Origin of the sequence: Hafnia alvei (assembly GCF_900095695.1) — a bacterium.
In the GTDB taxonomy this organism is placed as follows: domain Bacteria; phylum Pseudomonadota; class Gammaproteobacteria; order Enterobacterales; family Enterobacteriaceae; genus Hafnia; species Hafnia alvei_B.
Genome location: NZ_FMIQ01000047.1, coordinates 1 through 18759, shown reverse-complemented (window position 1 = coordinate 18759; position 18759 = coordinate 1). Strand labels below are relative to the sequence as shown.

General features: G+C 46.2%; 20 protein-coding genes. 6 read left to right on the top strand and 14 right to left on the bottom strand.

Annotated elements, in window-relative coordinates:
- Window positions 1-50: 50 nt before the first annotated feature.
- Window positions 51-479 (bottom strand): VOC family metalloprotein YjdN, encoded by a 429-nt coding sequence (yjdN, locus tag BN1044_RS12685; protein ID WP_072309017.1) that lies wholly within the window; start codon window positions 477-479, stop codon window positions 51-53.
- 599 nt (window positions 480-1078) lie between these two features.
- Between yjdN and BN1044_RS12680 the strand changes: the two genes are divergently transcribed.
- Both BN1044_RS12680 and BN1044_RS12675 read left to right on the top strand, forming a co-directional pair.
- Entirely contained in the window at window positions 1079-2332 is a 1254-nt protein-coding gene (locus tag BN1044_RS12680; RefSeq protein ID WP_072309016.1) for a PTS ascorbate transporter subunit IIC, read from the top strand.
- Window positions 2333-2395: 63 nt separating this feature from the next.
- Window positions 2396-2719, top strand: coding sequence for a cupin domain-containing protein (locus tag BN1044_RS12675; protein WP_072309015.1), 324 nt, complete (start codon window positions 2396-2398; stop codon window positions 2717-2719).
- A gap of 71 nt (window positions 2720-2790) precedes the next feature.
- Here BN1044_RS12675 and BN1044_RS12670 read toward each other — a convergent pair whose 3' ends face one another.
- The 3 genes from BN1044_RS12670 to mtnN all read right to left on the bottom strand — a co-directional run bounded on the left by BN1044_RS12670 (window position 2791) and on the right by mtnN (window position 5155).
- Window positions 2791-3405: a TRIC cation channel family protein gene (locus BN1044_RS12670; protein ID WP_072309014.1), complete on the bottom strand. Its 615-nt coding sequence runs from the start codon at window positions 3403-3405 to the stop codon at window positions 2791-2793.
- 200 nt (window positions 3406-3605) lie between these two features.
- Window positions 3606-4433, bottom strand: coding sequence for a vitamin B12 ABC transporter substrate-binding protein BtuF (gene btuF / locus BN1044_RS12665; RefSeq protein ID WP_072309013.1), 828 nt, complete (start codon window positions 4431-4433; stop codon window positions 3606-3608).
- Between the two features lie 20 nt (window positions 4434-4453).
- A complete protein-coding gene (gene mtnN / locus BN1044_RS12660) occupies window positions 4454-5155 on the bottom strand; it encodes a 5'-methylthioadenosine/S-adenosylhomocysteine nucleosidase (protein WP_072309012.1) in 702 nt (233 codons plus the stop codon).
- A gap of 231 nt (window positions 5156-5386) precedes the next feature.
- Between mtnN and dgt the strand changes: the two genes are divergently transcribed.
- The 4 genes from dgt (at window position 5387) to BN1044_RS12640 (ending at window position 9469) form a co-directional block, all read left to right on the top strand.
- Complete coding sequence (dgt, locus tag BN1044_RS12655) at window positions 5387-6895, top strand: dGTPase (protein WP_072309011.1); 1509 nt, start codon at window positions 5387-5389, stop codon at window positions 6893-6895.
- Between the two features lie 259 nt (window positions 6896-7154).
- Window positions 7155-8582: a serine endoprotease DegP gene (gene degP / locus BN1044_RS12650; RefSeq protein ID WP_072309010.1), complete on the top strand. Its 1428-nt coding sequence runs from the start codon at window positions 7155-7157 to the stop codon at window positions 8580-8582.
- A 264-nt stretch (window positions 8583-8846) separates the two neighbouring features.
- Window positions 8847-9131, top strand: a complete 285-nt coding sequence (locus BN1044_RS12645) for a damage-inducible protein J (protein ID WP_072309009.1) — start codon at window positions 8847-8849, stop codon at window positions 9129-9131.
- Window positions 9128-9469 (top strand): type II toxin-antitoxin system RelE/ParE family toxin, encoded by a 342-nt coding sequence (locus tag BN1044_RS12640; RefSeq protein WP_072309008.1) that lies wholly within the window; start codon window positions 9128-9130, stop codon window positions 9467-9469. The genes BN1044_RS12645 and BN1044_RS12640 overlap by 4 nt, the downstream gene beginning before the upstream one ends.
- A gap of 27 nt (window positions 9470-9496) precedes the next feature.
- On the opposite strand, the gene emrB is transcribed toward BN1044_RS12640, so the two are convergent.
- The 10 genes from emrB to BN1044_RS12590 all read right to left on the bottom strand — a co-directional run bounded on the left by emrB (window position 9497) and on the right by BN1044_RS12590 (window position 18513).
- Window positions 9497-11032 carry a multidrug efflux MFS transporter permease subunit EmrB gene (gene emrB / locus BN1044_RS12635; protein ID WP_040046772.1) on the bottom strand — a complete coding sequence of 512 codons (1536 nt, stop codon included), beginning with the start codon at window positions 11030-11032 and terminating at the stop codon, window positions 9497-9499.
- A 17-nt stretch (window positions 11033-11049) separates the two neighbouring features.
- Window positions 11050-12225: a multidrug efflux MFS transporter periplasmic adaptor subunit EmrA gene (gene emrA, locus BN1044_RS12630; protein WP_072309007.1), complete on the bottom strand. Its 1176-nt coding sequence runs from the start codon at window positions 12223-12225 to the stop codon at window positions 11050-11052.
- A 24-nt stretch (window positions 12226-12249) separates the two neighbouring features.
- Window positions 12250-13707 (bottom strand): efflux transporter outer membrane subunit, encoded by a 1458-nt coding sequence (locus tag BN1044_RS12625; RefSeq protein WP_072309006.1) that lies wholly within the window; start codon window positions 13705-13707, stop codon window positions 12250-12252.
- Window positions 13708-13739: 32 nt separating this feature from the next.
- Complete coding sequence (gene mprA, locus BN1044_RS12620; RefSeq protein WP_046458672.1) at window positions 13740-14258, bottom strand: transcriptional repressor MprA; 519 nt, start codon at window positions 14256-14258, stop codon at window positions 13740-13742.
- Between the two features lie 156 nt (window positions 14259-14414).
- Window positions 14415-14756, bottom strand: a complete 342-nt coding sequence (gene ygaH, locus BN1044_RS12615) for an L-valine transporter subunit YgaH (RefSeq protein ID WP_072309034.1) — start codon at window positions 14754-14756, stop codon at window positions 14415-14417.
- A 25-nt stretch (window positions 14757-14781) separates the two neighbouring features.
- Window positions 14782-15540: an AzlC family ABC transporter permease gene (locus BN1044_RS12610; RefSeq protein ID WP_072309005.1), complete on the bottom strand. Its 759-nt coding sequence runs from the start codon at window positions 15538-15540 to the stop codon at window positions 14782-14784.
- A gap of 238 nt (window positions 15541-15778) precedes the next feature.
- Window positions 15779-16273 carry a DUF1198 family protein gene (locus tag BN1044_RS12605; protein WP_072309004.1) on the bottom strand — a complete coding sequence of 165 codons (495 nt, stop codon included), beginning with the start codon at window positions 16271-16273 and terminating at the stop codon, window positions 15779-15781.
- An 855-nt stretch (window positions 16274-17128) separates the two neighbouring features.
- The gene (locus tag BN1044_RS23915; RefSeq protein ID WP_247650260.1) at window positions 17129-17350 is read right to left on the bottom strand and encodes a hypothetical protein; all 222 of its coding nucleotides are present in this window, start codon (window positions 17348-17350) and stop codon (window positions 17129-17131) included.
- Window positions 17347-17757, bottom strand: a complete 411-nt coding sequence (locus tag BN1044_RS12595) for an AHH domain-containing protein (RefSeq protein ID WP_254663930.1) — start codon at window positions 17755-17757, stop codon at window positions 17347-17349. Before BN1044_RS12595 ends, BN1044_RS23915 begins: the two co-directional genes overlap by 4 nt.
- A gap of 138 nt (window positions 17758-17895) precedes the next feature.
- Window positions 17896-18513, bottom strand: coding sequence for a GH-E family nuclease (locus tag BN1044_RS12590; protein ID WP_211095618.1), 618 nt, complete (start codon window positions 18511-18513; stop codon window positions 17896-17898).
- Window positions 18514-18759 lie beyond the last annotated feature (246 nt).

Genomic DNA, 18759 nt, shown 5'->3' with positions numbered 1-18759 from the left:
TAGTAAATAAAGCCCGTGTCTATCGCGGGCTTTTTGTTTTTAACAACCCACTACCCCATGGCCTTTTCTACGTTCACCATCCAAGGGATCCCGAACTTATCGGTTAGCATCCCAAATCCTAAAGCCCAAAAGGTTTCCTGAAAAGGCATCGTCACCGTTGCCCCTTCCGATAGTCGCTCAAACCAAATTTTCCCCTGTGTTAAGTCATTCGAGTGCAGGCTAACGGCATAGCCGCCGTGCTTTTTCTCTTCCTCACACATGTTGCCATCGCTCAGCATAAGCAAACTATCTCCAATTTTAAGCGAAGCATGCATAATTTTATCGGTAGGGAACGGTGGCGTGGTTGCGCATTGAGCATCATCGACAGGAGCGTCACCAAAGCGCATTTTGAATAAAACTTCGGCGTCTAGCGCCTGAGCATAGAACGCAATTGCCTCTTCAGCGTTCCCGTCAAAGAAAAGATAAGTACTTAATTGCATAGATATATTCCTCGGTAGCGTTATGGATTACCGAGTGCTCATGATCTTAGCGCTTCGTACCTGAGCGTTAGGATCTGCTGTAAGAGAAATTATATGCTGAAAGTAATCCGCAACAGAAAGTGTAGTCAAAGACAGGCCGTATTGCCGCCGCGCTGCTTTACGGGTGATCATCATCAAACGTCTTTTAATTTGGTTTCATGATTTTTGAAACGCAGGTTTAGTTATCGGTGTCACAAAAATATTGCTCCTTTTTGGTAGAATGTTTCTTTACTTGAAATGCCGGTTCATTTTTATGGGGATAATGGGGCGAAGCATGAGTCAATAAACCTACTTACTCAGATGTCTTTTTACATTTGGTGTTAGATATATTAGCCAAAATTATAAATTTTATGCCATGTGAAATGGTTGGGGATTATTTAATTAAATAACAGTAGAGAGTATTTAACTATTTTTCTACGGAATAAATTAATACGCCTAATAACAAATTTTATTTATAAAAAAGAATGCGGCTCATTAAGTTAGCTATTTGATGAGGGGATGAGTGTTGCCGTTTCTTGCTGGACATGATTTTTAAACTTAATATAAAAATAAGGTTTCTCATGGACTATTTATTAAAGGTTTTTGGAACACCATCGATCATCATAGCTTTTATTGCTTTCTGCGGACTTTGCCTGCAAAAGGCAAAGTTAACCACGATTATAAAAGGGACCGTATTAGCCTTTTTAGGCTTTGTGCTGATTAAAACCGGAGGCGGAATACTGGGTGGCGTATTGACCATGTTCAGCGACCTGTTTACTCACGCATTTGGCTTGAGGGGTGTGGTTCCCAGTAACGAAGCGATTATGGCGCTGACTATTGACCGACTAGGTCGGCCTGCGGCAATTATTCTATTTTTTGCCATGATAATTAATATACTGCTTGCGCGATATACACGATTTAAATCTATCTATCTGTCATTGCATCTTATTGTCTTTATGGCTTTTTCAGTGACAGCAGCACTGGTGGGCTTAGGCTATAGCGAGCTATTTTCCATCGTCTTTGGCTCAGTTGTTATTGGCGTCTATATGGCCGTGTTTCCAACAATTTTGTCCCGGTTTAGCCGAAAAATTATCGGTCATAATGATTATTGTATCGCTCACGCAGCATCCAGTTCTTATCTTATCGCTTCTTTCCTAGGTAAATGGTTTGGCAACACCTCTGTTAACGTCGAACACGTTAACGTCAGCGATAAATTCAGCTTTTTGAAAAACTCAGACGTAGCAACGTTCCTCACCATGTTCTGCCTTCTTGGTGTCTCCTCTTTATTCTCCAGCAATGAATATTTGGTTAGCATTATGGAGAAGAAACCTTATCTTGTTTGGCTGTTGGAAAAATCGGCGGTGTTTGCCGGTGGTCTATTTATTGCTAAAAAAGGCGTGGTGTTATTTGCCGAGGAGATTGTTCCCGCATTTAAAGGTATTTCCCAAACTATTGCTCCCGGATCAATTCCGGCTGTTGATCCCATGGTACTTTTTGATAAGTCGCCTAACGCGGTATTGATTGGTTTTTTAGTGAGTTTCTTTGCTGAACTTTGCTGTATTGCGATTTTCCCTTCGCTTGGCTTACCGATTATTGTGCCGGGAATTCTCGCCAGCTTTACCTGCGGTGGTACCGCAGCCATCTTTGGTAATGCCACCGGTGGTTTAAGAGGTGCAATCATTGCAAGCTTCGTTAACGGCTTATTATTGTGTTTTCTTCCCGCGCTCGTTTTGCCGTTATTCAGCTATTTAGGTGCCACTGGCGTGACCTTCGCCGATCCTGATTTCACTATCTTATCCGCTTTTATTAAATACACGTTTGGCCTTGCGCACTAAGAAAACGTTGCTTTAACTATGGCGAATATATTAACGAAGAGCCTATATCGAAAGGAATAAACCATGTTTTTCTTTTACCAAAATATTGCAGTTGAACCAGCCGGTGAAGGCGTTACCCGAAAGGTTCTCGCGCATGGTGGCAGTATGATGATGGTGGAGGTTTGCTTCCAAGCAGGGGCGATTGGCCCATTGCACAATCATCCACATGAACAGAGTACCTACGTAAAATCAGGCGTTTTCGATTTTACGATTGGTGACGAAACGCATCGGGTGAGTGCGGGCGACACGCTCTATAAAAAGCCAAATGTTACGCATGGTTGTGTATGCATCGAGGCGGGGACGTTAGTTGATGTGTTTACACCGCAGAGGCAGGACTTTATTTCATAATGCTTGAAGATAAATAGATTCAAGATGGTGCATTGGTAGGAGCGGCTAAGTACCGCTCCTAGAAGGATCTGTTAACTGTCCAGAGTAAACGTGGGCAGTTTCAAATGCCAACGAATAGCGGCAAGGCGAATGGCTAGCGTCACGAACATGCCTAGCATCATCGCGTTCTGTAGAGCCATTCCGAAGGTTGCATAAGCGGTTACGTGGACAATACCGCCAATAATACAGGCCGTTGCATAAATTTCAGTGCGCAGGATCATCGGGATTTCGCGCGCGAGAACATCGCGGATCATGCCACCGCCCACGCCGGTAATTACCCCCATACAAACGGCGATAAGCGGGCCTGCGCCACCGGCAAATGCTTTGTTAACACCGATACCCACAAATACCGCTAAACCAACCGCATCCAGTACTGGCAGGACCCAGCTTGGTAAGCGACGTGGTTGCCGTACCAGCACAATGGTTGCCAGACAGGTAACCATTGCCACAACGAGATCGGTAGGATCCTTGACCCAAAAAACAGGGCCGTGGTCGAGTGCCATATCACGAATAGTTCCGCCACCAACGGCGGTAACAACGCCTAAAACCAGTACGCCAAATGGGTCCATTCTCAGTTTACCTGCTAATAAAACGCCTGAGATGGCAAATACCGCGGTGCCTAAAATATCCAGCCAATATACCAGCATGGTTGGTTCCCCTGTCTGTTCCTCTGCAATGTATGACCACTGTCAAATACGAGAGTGAGTGATTATGTAATTAACTTATTGTTTTAATTGATTATTTTATTTCTTATGATACAATAAGATACATTGAATTTTGAACACTTTCTATGGCGGGATACAGAATTAAACACTTTTCTTCACTGGTTAAAGAAAAGTGTTTTTAGCTATTGTGCCGTTTTAGGCGTGAGATTATCTAACTGCTCGCAAAGAGATTGAGCTGCCAGAATAATGCGCGGGCCGCTGCGGTTTAGCCAGTCTTCGTTGATGGCGATAACGGGAACGTTTAACTGTGGTTGCCAAAACCGTTTCACCGTTTCGATTTGCTCTTGCGAACCACTGACTACAATCACCTGTGGTTTACGGACAATGACTTGCTCGCGACTCACCTGAGGCCAAGGCACTGGGCTGTCAGCAAAAATGTTTGTCGCGCCGCACAGCGACAACAAATCGCTCTGGATGGTGGCTTTAGAGGTCGTGAAAAGTGGCTGGGTGCCAAACTGCATTAGTACGCGAGTTGCCGTTGGGCGATGATACTTCTCACGTAGCATTTTCACCTCGTCACGAAAATGGTTTGCTGCATCGTGAGCAACTTTCGGCGTTGGGCTATAAGAGGCTAAGCGATCGAGATCGTCAGCGATCCCATCAATGCTCTTAGGATCGGAATAAAAGATGGGAATATTGAATCCGGCCAGCTGATCGAGCACGCGCTGAGGATTACCTCCGCGCCACGCCAGAATTAAATCAGGCTTCAGCGCGAGAATACGTTCAAGGTTTATTCCCTGCCATGAGGCCACTTTTTCGAGTTTTTCCGCAGCTGGCGGATAATTAGAATAAGCGCTGGCCGCAACCATCTTATCGCCCAGTCCGGCGGCGTACGCCATTTCGGTGGTATGTGGTGAGAGGCTAATGACGCGGTCTGCCGCAGAGAGCGGCAGACACAGCAGCAGCCAAAGAGCGCCTAACAGGCGTGAGACAGGCTGTTTCAGTTTCATTTTTGGGGTCTCATAATGTCTTAAGCCTGTTTAGCGAATTCCTGCAGCATCGCTTCGACCATCAGTGACGACTGTTGAGCGGCAACCACTAAGAACTCATCAAAGCTCAGGTGCGATTCTTTATCCGCCACGTCAGAGATAGCGCGCACAACCACAAACGGCGTGTTAAATGCGTGGCAAACATGGGCAACCGCTGCTGCTTCCATCTCAACCGCAGCAACGTTTGGGAAGGTTGCACGAATGCGAGCCAGCGGCTCTGCGCCGTTAATGAATGCATCGCCGCTGCAAACTAAGCCGCGAACCGCATTCAGATTCAGCGCAGCGATGCAGCGCTCTGCCAGCGCAATCAGGTTGGCGTCTGCGACAAATGCGGCAGGGCAACCAGCCATTTGCCCTGGCTCATAGCCAAAAGCAGTTACATCGGCATCGTGATAGCGAACTTCATCGGAAACGACGATATCGCCCACTTTCAGTGTGTTAGCCAAACCGCCAGCAGAACCAGTGTTTATCACCACGTCTGGGCGGCAGTGTTCCAGCAGCAAGGTGGTACCCATCGCGGCAGAGACTTTACCAATCCCCGATTTGAGCAAAGCGATTTCAACACCACCAAGGGTGCCGGTATAGATTTCACAGCCTGCACGCTGCAGCGTTTGACGATTTTCGATGCGATCGCGCAGCACAGCAACTTCTTGCTCCATTGCACCAATGATGCCTACTTTCATGATAATACCTGCAAAATTGTGAGTTAATGCTCGTTAAATATTCAAGCTTAAGCCATTCAAAGACCTGCCCTAGTCTATCATGAGGAGATAAAAAGTGCTTTTGGCTGTAAATGGGCCGCTAATGCAAGAGGGATGGCGAAAAAAGGATGAATTTTCAGTATATTACTGTTAGCGTATTCTTTTATTGGTTATTTTTTGTCTGTTGTTTGAGGGCTTGGAAAAGGATGCAGAATGGATATTAACCTAGGTGCTAAATTTTGCTATCAGCGGTTCTATAGCGCAGATTGCCAAGAACTCGACGATGGATATGAAATAGCACGACGTTTTGAAAGCGATCGTGGTCGTATTATCAATTCAGCTGCCATTCGCCGACTACAGCAGAAAACACAGGTCTTTCCTCTGGAACGCAACGCCGCCGTTCGGAGCCGCCTGACTCATTCGATGGAAGTGCAGCAGGTTGGACGGCATATTGCTAAAGAAGTGATCCATCATTTGAAAAGAACAGAGCGCATAAGCGAACTCGGTCTGGATCTGTATCTTGATTCCTTTGAAAGTATCGTTGAAATGGCGTGTCTGATGCATGACATCGGCAATCCACCGTTTGGCCACTTTGGCGAATCAGCGATTAACGATTGGTTTAGTCGACGATTAGGCGTAATTGCTGAAGGTCAGAAGTGTTCAGATGATGAATTACAGTGTCAGGTTGTTGCATTGCGTCGTGACATGGTTGATGCAGATCTGAATACTTTGCGCGCTAAAATTAGAATTGATCTCTGTAATTTTGAAGGTAATGCTCAGGCAATACGACTTATTCATACCTTATTGAGATTAAATTTAACCTACGCGCAAATTGCCTGTGTTTTTAAATATACCCGCCCAGCCTATTGGACAGGTGAGAAGCCGAAGCAATATAGTTATTTAATGAAAAAGCCCGGCTATTATTGGGCGGAAGAAAGTTTTATTCATACCTTACAAAAAAAAGTGAATATCCAGCAATACCACCGCTTTCCTCTGACTTATATAATGGAAGCAGCGGATGATATCTCCTATTGTGTTGCAGATTTAGAGGATGCGGTAGAAAAAAGCATTTTTACCGTAGAACAGCTTTATGACTATCTCAAAGTTGAATGGAACAAAAATGGAGACGGCGAACTCTTCGCCACGATTGTGGATGACGCATATTGCCGTATGCAAAAAGCGGGTCGCTCAGAAGCGTTCTTCATGTATTTGAGAGTTAATGTCATTAAAGTATTGGTGCCGCATGCCGCCGACCGTTTCTGTCGTCATCTTGAGTCAATTGTTGAAGGGGCATTTAATGAGCCGCTCATTGACGATGAAGGACAAGAAAATCGTCTGCTTGATGTGTTTAAAAATGTTGCGCGTAGCTATGTGTTTAATCATCACGAAGTTGAGCAGCTTGAGCTGCAGGGATATCGCGTTATCACTGGGCTATTAGATATCTACAGTGGTTTGCTTGATATGCCAACGGGCGACTTTGCTCAACTCGTTGAAGATAATAAACATAAAAAATTTCCTATTGAAACTCGGCTATTTCATAAGCTTTCGGGGAAGCACCTTGCCGCTTATCGTGAAGCCCTTAAACAGATTAAACATCTATCTAACGAGCAGCATGAGGTTCGAGAGTATTATCATCGGGCCCGTTTAATTCAAGACTATATCAGCGGTATGACCGATCTTTATGCATATGATGAATATCGACGCCTAATGGCAGCGGAATAATAAGGATGATGAATAAAGTCTAGTTTTGTAAAGGCTTGCCATAATTTTTTACGCTTCCTTGACTCATGTAAAGGGAACTTCATTGTTTTATTCGACTCTTAATATGCACAAATATCATGGCTTATTTGCCAGAGATTAGATTAGTTGGAACATATTGAAAATGCTCGAATCAGACCTACTTTATAGATAAGAGTATCTGGATAATGTTAAGTGTTCCCCCACATTATTTATCGTTGATAATACAAGAGAAAAAAGTTCTATGAAAAAATCTACTTTAGTATTGAGTGCAGTAGCATTGAGTTTGGGAATGGCGTTAAGCCCGATGTCAGCCAGTGCGGCTGAAACGGCGTCGGCTGCGACCAGCCAGCAGCTACCTAGTCTGGCACCCATGCTGGAGAAGGTGATGCCATCCGTTGTGAGCATCAATGTGGAAGGTAGTGCGACTGTGAATAACAACGCGCGTATGCCACAGCAATTCCAGCAATTCTTTGGTGATAATTCTCCTTTCTGTCAGGAAGGATCGCCATTTAGCGGTTCACCGATGTGTCAGGGCGGCGGCGCCAATGGCCCTTCTAAAGAAAAATTCAAAGCCTTGGGTTCTGGCGTCATTATCGATGCAGCCAAAGGTTACGTTGCGACGAATAACCACGTCGTGGAAAACGCAGATTCCATCCAAGTTCAATTGAGCGATGGACGTAAGTATGACGCGAAAGTGATCGGCACCGATCCACGTACGGATATTGCCTTGATCCAGTTGAAAGACGCGAAAAACTTAACGGCGATTAAAATGGCCGATTCTGATGCATTGCGCGTGGGTGATTACACCGTGGCTATCGGTAACCCATATGGTCTGGGTGAAACCGTCACTTCAGGTATCGTTTCTGCGCTAGGACGTAGTGGCCTGAATGTTGAAAACTACGAAAACTTTATCCAGACAGATGCGGCCATTAACCGTGGTAACTCCGGTGGTGCGCTGGTGAATCTGAACGGTGAGCTGATTGGGATTAACACCGCGATCCTGGCACCGGACGGCGGTAACATAGGTATCGGCTTCGCTATCCCAAGCAACATGGTGAAAAACCTCACTGGTCAGATGGTCGAGTTTGGTCAGGTGAAACGTGGCGAATTGGGGATTATGGGCACCGAGCTGAACTCTGAATTGGCTAAGGCCATGAAGGTAGATGCACAGCGTGGCGCATTCATTAGCCAAGTATTGCCGAAATCTTCTGCGGCGAAAGCGGGCATTAAAGCCGGTGACGTTGTGGTCTCGCTGAACGGTAAAGCGATCTCCAGCTTCGCGTCGTTCCGTGCTGAGATCGGGACTATGCCGGTGGGCAGCAAGCTGAAACTAGGCCTGATCCGTGAAGGTAAACCAATCACGGTTGACGTGACCTTAGAGCAGAGCCAACAAAGCCAAGTCGCATCAAGCAATGTCTTTGCTGGCATTGAAGGCGCTGAGTTGAGCAACGTGACCACCGGTAACGTTAAAGGCGTTAAGGTTGATAACGTGCAAAAAGGTTCAACGGCGGCACGCGTTGGCTTACAGAAAGGCGACATTATTCTGGGCGTGAACCAGCAGCCGGTCGCCAACTTAGGCGAACTGCGCAAGATTATGGATTCCAAACCACCGGTTCTGGCGCTGAACATCCAACGTGGTGATAGCTCACTGTATTTGTTGATGCAGTAATCTTCTCTAGGCCATTTTTCGATGGCCAGATATAAATGCTCACGCCCTGCGAGTTCATGCTCTCAGGGCGTTTTTTATGAACGGAATTTGCGAGGAGTATTGCTGATTTGAATGCAATTAGACTGTAACTGGTGTCTGATGTTTTCTTCTTCTATCTGCCGCGCTATCTTGCAGTGAGCACAAAAGTGAGCTGGCTATTGTTTATTATCTGGTCATAATGACAACACAAATGACACCACAGATTTTAAATGAGAGCTGCACATAATGAGTACTATCCATTTTCGTATTGAAGAAGAAACCAAACGTCTTGCTATGCAGGCTGCGGAGCGCAAAAAGATGACTTTAACTGAGCTGGTGAGGGAACGAGTTGAAGAGTTGGCTGAGGAGGAACGTCAGTTCCAGTCCGCGCATGCGGATGCTGCGCTTGAAGTGCTTATCGAGCAGGCATTTAGTGATTATGATGGCGGAAAAATAGAGTTTATTTCTGATGAGCAAATGAATTCAGAAATGGATCGACTAAAAACGTTGGCACGGCAGGGTAAACTGTGAGCTTCGTGACATGGGGAAATCAAGCGGTCGCTGACAGAGTCTCGATTTTCCAATTTTTAGCTCGAAGGGCTGGAGCTAGCGTCGCGATTACCACGGATGATCGTTTTGTCGCGTTGTCAGTACTCCTTGCTCAACATCCTAAGTCGGGTCATTCAATTAATGGCAATGCTAACCGGCGGAAGCTAGTTGTTCCCCGTTTTCCTTTTGTTATGGTTTATGCTTTGGAACTTGATGTGGTACGCATATTGCGCGTCATCCATACCGCAAGGAAGGTTGCAGCTAGCTATAGCCAAACAAAAGCTATTAATTCAAATAAAAAGGCCCAAACCGAAGTCTGAGCCTTATCTTTAACGATACTTTACTAACTAGTGCGCGCCACCACCGCCGCCGGCGGTTGAGAACGGTGGACGAGCAAACCAAATAAGCACCAGCAGGGCGAGGAATACGCCAGCTGAAATCCAAAATATCTCGTTGGCCGAAATAATCAGACCTTGCGCGGTAATCTCATTTGCCAAGTAGGCTGAAGCTTGCTTGCTGCTCATGCCCAGCTTTTCCAGTTCACTGTATGTCTGTTGCGCTATCGGATTATAGGGGTTCACCGATTCCGTTAGCTGTGAATGGTGCAGTGCTTCGCGGCGCGTCCACAGCGTAGTGGTAATCGACGTCCCGATTGAACCCGCCAACGTACGACAGAAGTTACTCAGGCTCGATGCCGCCGCCAAACGTTCTGGTGGAAGACCAGAAAGGCTGATAGTGGTCAATGGCATAAAGAAGCACGCCACGGCGAAGCCCTGAATAAACTGCGGCCACGCGGATGCGCCAAAGTCCATGCCGGGTTCGAAGGTATAAGCACGCCAGTAGAAACAAACCGCATACATAATGAAGCTGAAAGTCACTAGGCGGCGCATATCCAGTTTCGGCGCAAACTTACCAATAATTGGCGAAAGCAGAACCGGAATCAAACCGACAGGTGCAGATGCCAGACCGGCCCACGTTGCGGTATACCCATAGACCTCTTGCAGTAACTGAGGCAGCAAAACAATGGCGCCAAAGTAGAGCATATAGGCCAAGCTGATACACAGCACGCCGATGGTAAAGTTTCGCATCTTGAAGAGCGACAGATCGACGACCGGATGATCATCGGTGAGTTCCCAGACCAGCAAGAAGCACAGCGCTACTACGGCGACAACCGTCAGCACAATGATCTCGGTGGAGTTGAACCAATCGAGCTCTTTACCTTTATCCAGCATGACCTGCAGACAGCCCACGCCAAGCGCCAGAAGTACTAGCCCCACCGTGTCGATAGGTTTGATCTCGGTTTTGGTTTCTCGTCCTTTCAACGTAGACATCGCGACCAGCGCAACGGCAATCCCTAGAGGGACGTTGATAAAGAAGATCCAGCCCCAGTGATAGTTATCACTGATATAACCACCCAGAATCGGTCCACAAATCGGCGCGACGATTACGGTCATCGACCACATCGCCAACGCCATACTTCGCTTCGCTGGCGGATAGTTACTGAGCAAGAGACTTTGCGAAAGCGGGATCAGCGGGCCTGCGACGATCCCCTGCAAAACGCGGAAGAAGATCAGCATTTCCAGACTAGAGGAGATCCCACATAGCCAAGACGCGACGGCAAACAGGATCGTCGACCACAGGAATAAGCGAACTTCCCCGAAGCGTTTTGCTAGCCAGCCGGTGATCGGGATCGAGATGGCGTTTGCCACCCCGAATGATGTGATCACCCAGGTTCCCTGCGAGTTAGATGCACCCAGGTTCCCGGAGATCGTAGGGATCGCCACGTTGGCGATCGTCGAGTCCAGAACCTGCATAAAGGTGGCCATTGCTAGCGCCACCGTCATCCATGCAAGCCGTGCGCCCTCAAGCGGTTTTTGTTGCACGTTAACCTCTGCCGTTTTTAGCTTGCGTTAGCCTGAATAATCTCGGCAATCACCTGATTCACCGGTTCCAGATTCAACGTCAGGACATTACTTTCGTATGCAGGCGTTTTACGTACGGTATTTGCCAGCACTACCCCGTCGGCATTCGCGGTATCCACCGTCACCAGCGTAGACAAACCGATACGTAACGGATGCTCTGCAATCTGTTTCGCATCAAGCTCAATACGCACAGGTAAACGCTGAACTACTTTGATCCAGTTACCGGTCGCGTTCTGCGCAGGTAGCAGAGAGAACGCGCTGCCAGTACCCATATCTAAACCGACGACTTTACCTTTATAAACCACGTCGTCACCGTACATATCGCTCACGACGGTAGCCGGTTGGCCAATACGCATACCGGCTAACTGGGTTTCTTTAAAGTTGGCATCAATCCACAGTTGGTTATCAGGAACAACCGCCATCAGCGGGGTACTTGGGGTGATTTGAGCGCCCACCTGAACACTACGGCGTGATACATAACCGGTGATAGGACTGCGAATCTGAGTACGTTCCAGCGCCAGCCATGCATCACGAACCTGCGCTGCAGCCTGTTGAATGGCTGGTTGTTTTTCTAGCGGCGTATTCAGAATCAACGCCTGATTGGCGTTGTACTGCTGAACGGCAACGTCCAATGCGGCTTTCGCACTTTCAACGGCGTCTTGCGCGTGTTGCAGTTCTTCACGGCCAATAGCGTTAACGCTGCCTAAAACTTGGCGACGTTTATAGTCATCGGTCGCTTTATTCAGCTCGGTTTTACGCAGCTGAATGTTGGCTTGATACTGCTTGCTATTAATAATCAGCTGGTGGGTTTGACGTACGCTGTTTGCCAGCGCGGTTTTAGCTTTCTCGAAGGCCTGCTCCGCATCGGTACGATCGAGCGTAACCAGAATATCACCGGCTTTAACCAGATCGGTTCCGTCGAAATAAACCTTGGTTACGCTGCCGGAAACCTGTGCACTGATCTGCACCTGATTACCGGTGACATACGCATCGTCAGTTTCCTGATGATGACGCAGAACGAGGAACCAATAAGCCAAATAGGCAATGCCAATAACAACAAAAATGACGGTCAAAATCGTGAGCCACGTTTTGCGCTGTCTCTTTTTGTTTGAAGGTTGCTGCTGAGTGGTTTGAGCTGCCACGCTTTCGCTCATGTGTATCTCCGCCTTACTAAAATATTATGCTTTTGAATTCACTGCTGGGGCTTGGTAGCCGCCGCCAAGTGAACGAATAAGATCAATTTTTGACTGCAACAGATTATTTTTGGCATTCAATTCTGCCTGTTGCTGTTGTAACAGCTGAGTTTCGCTGTTGAGCATAGGAAGACGTCCTGTCAGCCCGCTTTGGTACTGAGCCTGTGCAACACGGTAAACCTGCCCCGTAGACTGCGAAGCGCCCTGTGCCTGCTGATACATTTGGCTTGCGCTTTGTTGCTGGGTAATAGCATCAGCCGCATCTTGAACTGCACTAAGGATAGTCTGGTTATAAGATTCTACCGCCTGATCGTATAGCGCTGATTCTTCACCCAATTTGCTCTGTAGCGCACCCGCGTGGAAGATTGGCAACGAAATCGCTGGCGCTAAATTCCATGCCTTACTCGCGGCCTCAAGCAGAGTGGGGTTGGTGCCTTTAAAGTTGGCAGTGGTAAAACCGGCAAAACCACTGATGGATACGCTTGGATAGAAATCTTTGCGGGCCGCCTGAACGCTTTGTTCATACGATTCGACTAACTCTCGCTGAGCCGTGATATCTGGGCGTTGGCCCAACAGATTGATAGTTAACTCTGTGGGCGGTGTTAGCAGATTGCTATCCGGTAAGGCAACGCGCTGGAGGTTGGATTTTCCGGCGGCGCTTTTCCCTGTCAATGCGGCAATTTGGTGAGACAGCAAATCAATTTGCGTCTGAATTTGTGTCACGAGCTGGCGATTAATATCAACCTGTGCCTGCGACTGTTGCCATACTTCAATGCCGATGACGCCCGCGTTGTATTGCTGCTCATTGATTTCAGCCAATGCTTGATAGGATTGGATTTGCTGGTTGAGCAAATCCTGCATCGCATAGTCACTTTGCAACTGATAATACGCAGACGCAATAGCAGATGTCAGAGACAACGCCGTTTGCTGTTGTTCAGCTTGAGCGGCATTCACCTGAGCTTTTGCGGCATTCACCTGATTGCGATATTTCCCCCACCAGTCAAACTCATAGCTAAAGCTTAAGCCTAAGTTATTGGTGGTTTCATACAGCGGCTGTGGATTTGGCACGTTGGGCGCCAGCGGCTGGATTGTGTTCTTGGAGAAACGATCGCGGCGGCTGTTGGCGGTTAAATCCAAATTTGGGCCGTTGGCCGAGTTCGCCATACCTACCGCGTTCTCGGCTTCACGTACGCGTGCTGCCGCCTGCTTCAGCGTCGGCGCATTTTTCAGGGCGTCGGTCATCAACGCATTAAGCTGCGCGTCGTTGGCTGCCGTCCACCAGTTGATACTCACCGCTTTGGCGGCGTTCGTCGACGTCGATAACTGCAATTGCTGTGAGTTCAGCAGTGAAGACTGCGGTTCAATATTATTAGTTGATGCGCAGCCAGCCAGCAGAAGCATCGTAGCGAGCACAGTCATTTGCCTACGAATAGGGAATTGCATGGTTAATACCTGACGATTGAGTTGGCGCGCGATTACTGCGTTAGGCCAGATTGTTCCATTTCTTCGATACGACCCAGCAGCTTGCGCGTTAAGGTTTCGAGCTGTTGTTGCTCGTCCGCACTCAGAGTAGACCATAAGAAATGCAGGCATTTATGCTGCGGAGGAATAATTTCCCCGAGGAACGCCTCACCGGCTTCGGTTAGGTGTAAATGCAGGCAACGGCGGTCGCTGTCGCTTTCTTTACGTTCGATCCAACCGCGTTTTTCTAACTCATCGGCAATGCGGGTGGCATTGGTGCGTGATGAGCCTAACGCCGCGCTCAGTTCAGATGGCTGAATACTTTTGCTCTCTTGTGCATCCAGCGTGATCAGAGCCATGAACAGTGTTTCGTTAATCCCTTGTTCTTTTAGCATTTTGTTGCGATTTTCCAACAATTTGCTTTGCATGTGCATGCACAAACGCGTCAGTAAAATTTCTTGATAAGGGAAGTCCTTCTGACGGAGCGCGCGTTGCTTCAGCATTTCCTCAATATGAGCTATAGAACTTGACATGGGTGTAACCTCATTAGTTTCGGGCGATATAGTAACTACAGGGATTAATAATGTAAATAATCTAACACATAAATAATTAGCAATAATTGTTATTAATTGCTGTTAGAAACATTATCCATAAAAATAGTTTGACGGGTTAATATCATTCAGTCGAAATCAGGTGAACATCATCATCATCTTAAAAACCAGCCCAAAGGTCACAGCGCCGGATAACGTTGACATAATGATGCTTTGCGAGCGGTAGAAGCACAGTGCGAGAGCAAGGAAACCACACAGGGTGGGGATCAGGCGTTCATGCTGGGCTAAGATCTCTGGCGTGCTGGAAACCACCAACAACGCACAAATTGAGGCGATGCCAATATTGTCTAACAGAAGGGTGACAATACCTTGCTTAGCCGTATCGCTTTTACGTGCGCGGCCTAGTCGAAGCGGCAAATAACGAAAAAGGAAGTTCGCCGCCCCCACAACTAAGCTGATGGTGATTACCGTCGAGTCCATGGCGAGGCTGCTGAAGGAGAAATGACTAATCATCGCAAACCTCTGGGATGGGTTGTGGTTTAGGACTCAACAATGAGGCAATGCAACCCGCTGCGATACCGGCCAAAATAGAAGCAGGGATCGAGAAAATAAGCAGCGCGGCCAAAGACGCTGCGATGGATGCAACTACCGTAAAGCTTTGCTGGCGCTTAAAGGAGGCTAACAGGAAGCTCAAAAAGAGCGCGGGCAGCATAAAGGTGAGGGACGCTTCAATGGCCGGATAGGCCTTCAGGGGACCATTGCCGAAAACAGCACCTACGGCGGTGCCGATCACCCAAGAAAGCCACGAGCAAAGCGCAATGCCAATCATCCAGTTTTCGCTCCACTGGCGATTATCACGCATCAGTTTGCTGGTTGCGGCGGCAAACACCTCATCAGTTAGGCCAAATGCCCACAGTGCGGTTTTCCCCGGACTCATTCGGGTAACAATACGATGACGTAGCGACGGGCCATACAGGATATGACGAATATCCATCGCCATCACGGTGAGTGCTGAAACCCATAGCGACATCCCCGCGCTGAGCAATGCGGTGATCACAAATTGGCTGGCACCTGCATAGATGACGCTGGAAAAGAAAATGCTCTCGAGCGGAGAGAACCCGAGTTTTACTGCGGTTAAACCGAAAGCAAAGGCGACGGGAAAGTAACCAATCACAATAGGCAGACTATCCACTACGCCTTCTTTAAATGTTGACGGCGTTGCAACAGGCTCTGCGGCTTGTTCAACAGAAGTATGAGTTTGCATTTTTGAGTCGTTATTTGATTGGATTAGAGACACTACAAGCGTATGAATCGTTAAGGTGATCACATTATCAGACTGTATACATGCATGATAGTCCCGCAGATAATTAAAATAAAAAATAACTATTCGCAGGCTAATTTATGCGCATTGTATATATGTTATTTAAAATGCATAGCAGAAATAACTACGCATCCTCATAGCCGTTAGGTTTTGGGCGAGATATTCAGTGGCCGACAACGAACTAATCTTGCTCTGAAGATCCATCCATATAGTAGACGTTGCTGTTAGCCGCACCGTCTTCCGTGGATATTGCCGTGAATCTTGCGTTGTAGCGCAGACGATAGGCCGCCATCTCGTTAGGATCTGGCTCAAGTTCGCGCAAAAATGTGAGCGCCAAGCGCACGTGTTTATGGGTAATTTCAGTGGGCAGATGGGCTTTGCGCAGAACCGAGCGCCAAAATGTTAAGCTTTCGTCTGATTCATCAACGATAAATGTCTGATAAATAAGCAACACGCCAGCGGCATTCCCCATGTGCGACTCATTATCCTGCAGCAGGTAGCTGATAAACTCTCCACCAGCCGTTTTCCCCATCTGGCTCAACATCGACTCAACATACACCGGCTCAATGTTCAACCGTTTCGTTAGAGCTTGAGACGCGCGTCGCGCGTCGGAGTTCAGCACCCGAAAGCCGACAATAAATACCACCACCAGCGTTGCCAGCATTAACCAAATCATGGAAAGCCCTATCAAGAAAAGTGAGTGACATCATAATGGCAAAAAACGCTGCCGCAAAATAATCACATCATAGGTAGGCGTCGCTCGCCGTCCCAACGGTAATGGCGCACGGCGTGTTGGTCAGAACCATAGCTGTCTTGAATACAGTTGCCGTATTCATCGTAGCGATAGTGATGGCTGCCGAGCAGCGTGAGGCGATGCCGCTGACCTGCCCATGTATATTGTCATAGCGATATTCTTCATTGGTGCCATTTGCGTAGATAATATGTTTGAGCAGGGTTGAGTGGGGCAGATACTCGAACTGGGTCTGATTACCCAGCTCGTCTTGTTCAAGGGTAATTTGGTGATAGGCGTTGTATTGCCAGCGTTTAGGTTATTTACTTACTGGTTTAGATAGCGGTGTTATTAATTTTATATAACTCATCTTAGGCTGGGTTTGACATGAACTTTGGAATTAATGGTGTCATGAAAATAAAAATAGCCGAAAAGAATACACACTCCTTTCGGCTTTTCCTTCTCACGATGTAGGTATTTCCCATGAAAAGTCGAAGGCTAATAAACCGGCTTCTTCTACGCGTTGTTTGAATTTGTCTGTAACAAAAACCCAATTAATACCTTCTTCGATAGAAAAAAGATACTCATCTGAAATATTTTCAGATATTAACACCGGTTTATAAATCATCAAGCCATTGGGGTATTCTATATAGTCTGAAAGTTCGTGATTGAAACAATTCGATAGTGAGTTTGTTGGATAATATCCAAAGAATTTTTTCTTTTTACTCCGTGATATGATAGGTAAAATTTGCCCTCTGGGTAACAAAATATCACTTAATGAACTGAGAGTATTTTCACTTATTATAAAAAAGGGGGTAGTGCACTGCTAATATCAAACTTAAAGTTTTTCTTGCCTGTTCCATTTCTTCGTAATTCAAGAGTGATTGGAACATAACTATCATCGAAGAATCGCCAGTCTTGATCCATTGCTAAACCAATAATGCTTTCTTGCCCTTGAGGATAGTTTTCAATAAATGAACAAAAACCTTCTACATCAGACCTTAGTTTATATATTTTACTCATTTTAATACATTACTCCATGATGTATTACGGTTTGCTTTGAGAAGGATGTTTCGCATTACTCTTAGTTCTGTAATAATTTGAAACTTGCCACCCTTACGATCTGCACGCTTTATTCTTTCATTTGTATCATCAATATGATCATCAGGATGCCTGCCATTGTGCTCTATCCCCGGCAGGTCATCGGTATTATGACGATTCGGCAAAAATACGCCGTTATCTGCGCCGTTAATATCAATGCCATGTTTATTCAATATATCTCTCGCAGGGCCTGCCGATTGAGCTCTTTCCGGAACAATATGATGCGCTTCTGAGTTGGCGGGTCTTGATATTCCAGCCTCTTCTATGGCCTCGGCTAACTTACAGCTTGTTAACCCCAACGGATCCACCCAGCTCAGCGGGCTTGGCACATCGGCGTACGCATTAACGCCGCCGGCTAAACCTATCGGGTCTGGCGATAAATACCGCAGGGCACTGACATCTTAATAGCGATAGCGGTTATAAGACAACCCGCTTTCGTCGTCGTGATATTGCCATTGAAAATATTTTTATTTTTTATGAGACAAATAAAACTGTAGGTATTTATTATCAAATCCTTGAAATGCTCTTATTTTCCCCTTTTGATAGGCTTTTTCAAATTGCTCCATTGCCTCATTCTCTAGGCCAAGTTCAACATATACTTTCCCTAAATTAATTAACTCTGATGTTGCTTTGTAAGGAATGTTACAGTTAAATACTTCCTTAGCCCATTTTTCTGCAGAAATATAATCCTTCAAAGAAAAATAAACATTATAAATGCATCTTATTAACCATCGAGTCTCATCAATATCATAAATATTCTCATAAGAGTTACGAAGATCATCCAAGACGGAAAAATAGATATCGAGAGACTCTTTGTTTTTACCCTGCTCATGAAGACTGTTTCCTTTTTCAATCCTTTTTACAATCATTTCATAAGGTATTGTCATTTGTTTTTTTATTCCTAATTTAATAATCACAGATAAGTAAACTTGTCTCAATTTAGCGCCAGCTGAGCGGTTTATTGAGTTGTGATCAAGCACATAGTTATTTGAGTCAAGCATCCATTTCCTTACTTCTTCAGATCGTTCTCCTTGGTACCTCCCTGTTTGATTCCACCATGTGACTGCGTCGGTAGTATGAGACATATCTGCTTCAGTTATTGGATGTTACTTGTTATCTGATGATTGAAGTTTAAGGTGTTTATAAGTGTCTTAGGCTTTTTTTAGCTTGTCAATTTGCATTCTTTCAATAATTTTTTAGTTAAGTTTATAATTATTTAAGATGTTATTATCATGTATTACATGGTTGTGATTGATGCATGTACTATCTAAATACCTTAATTTCATTGGTTTGGAACGTGAATGGAAGAGAATCTTCAGTTAATCAGTTAA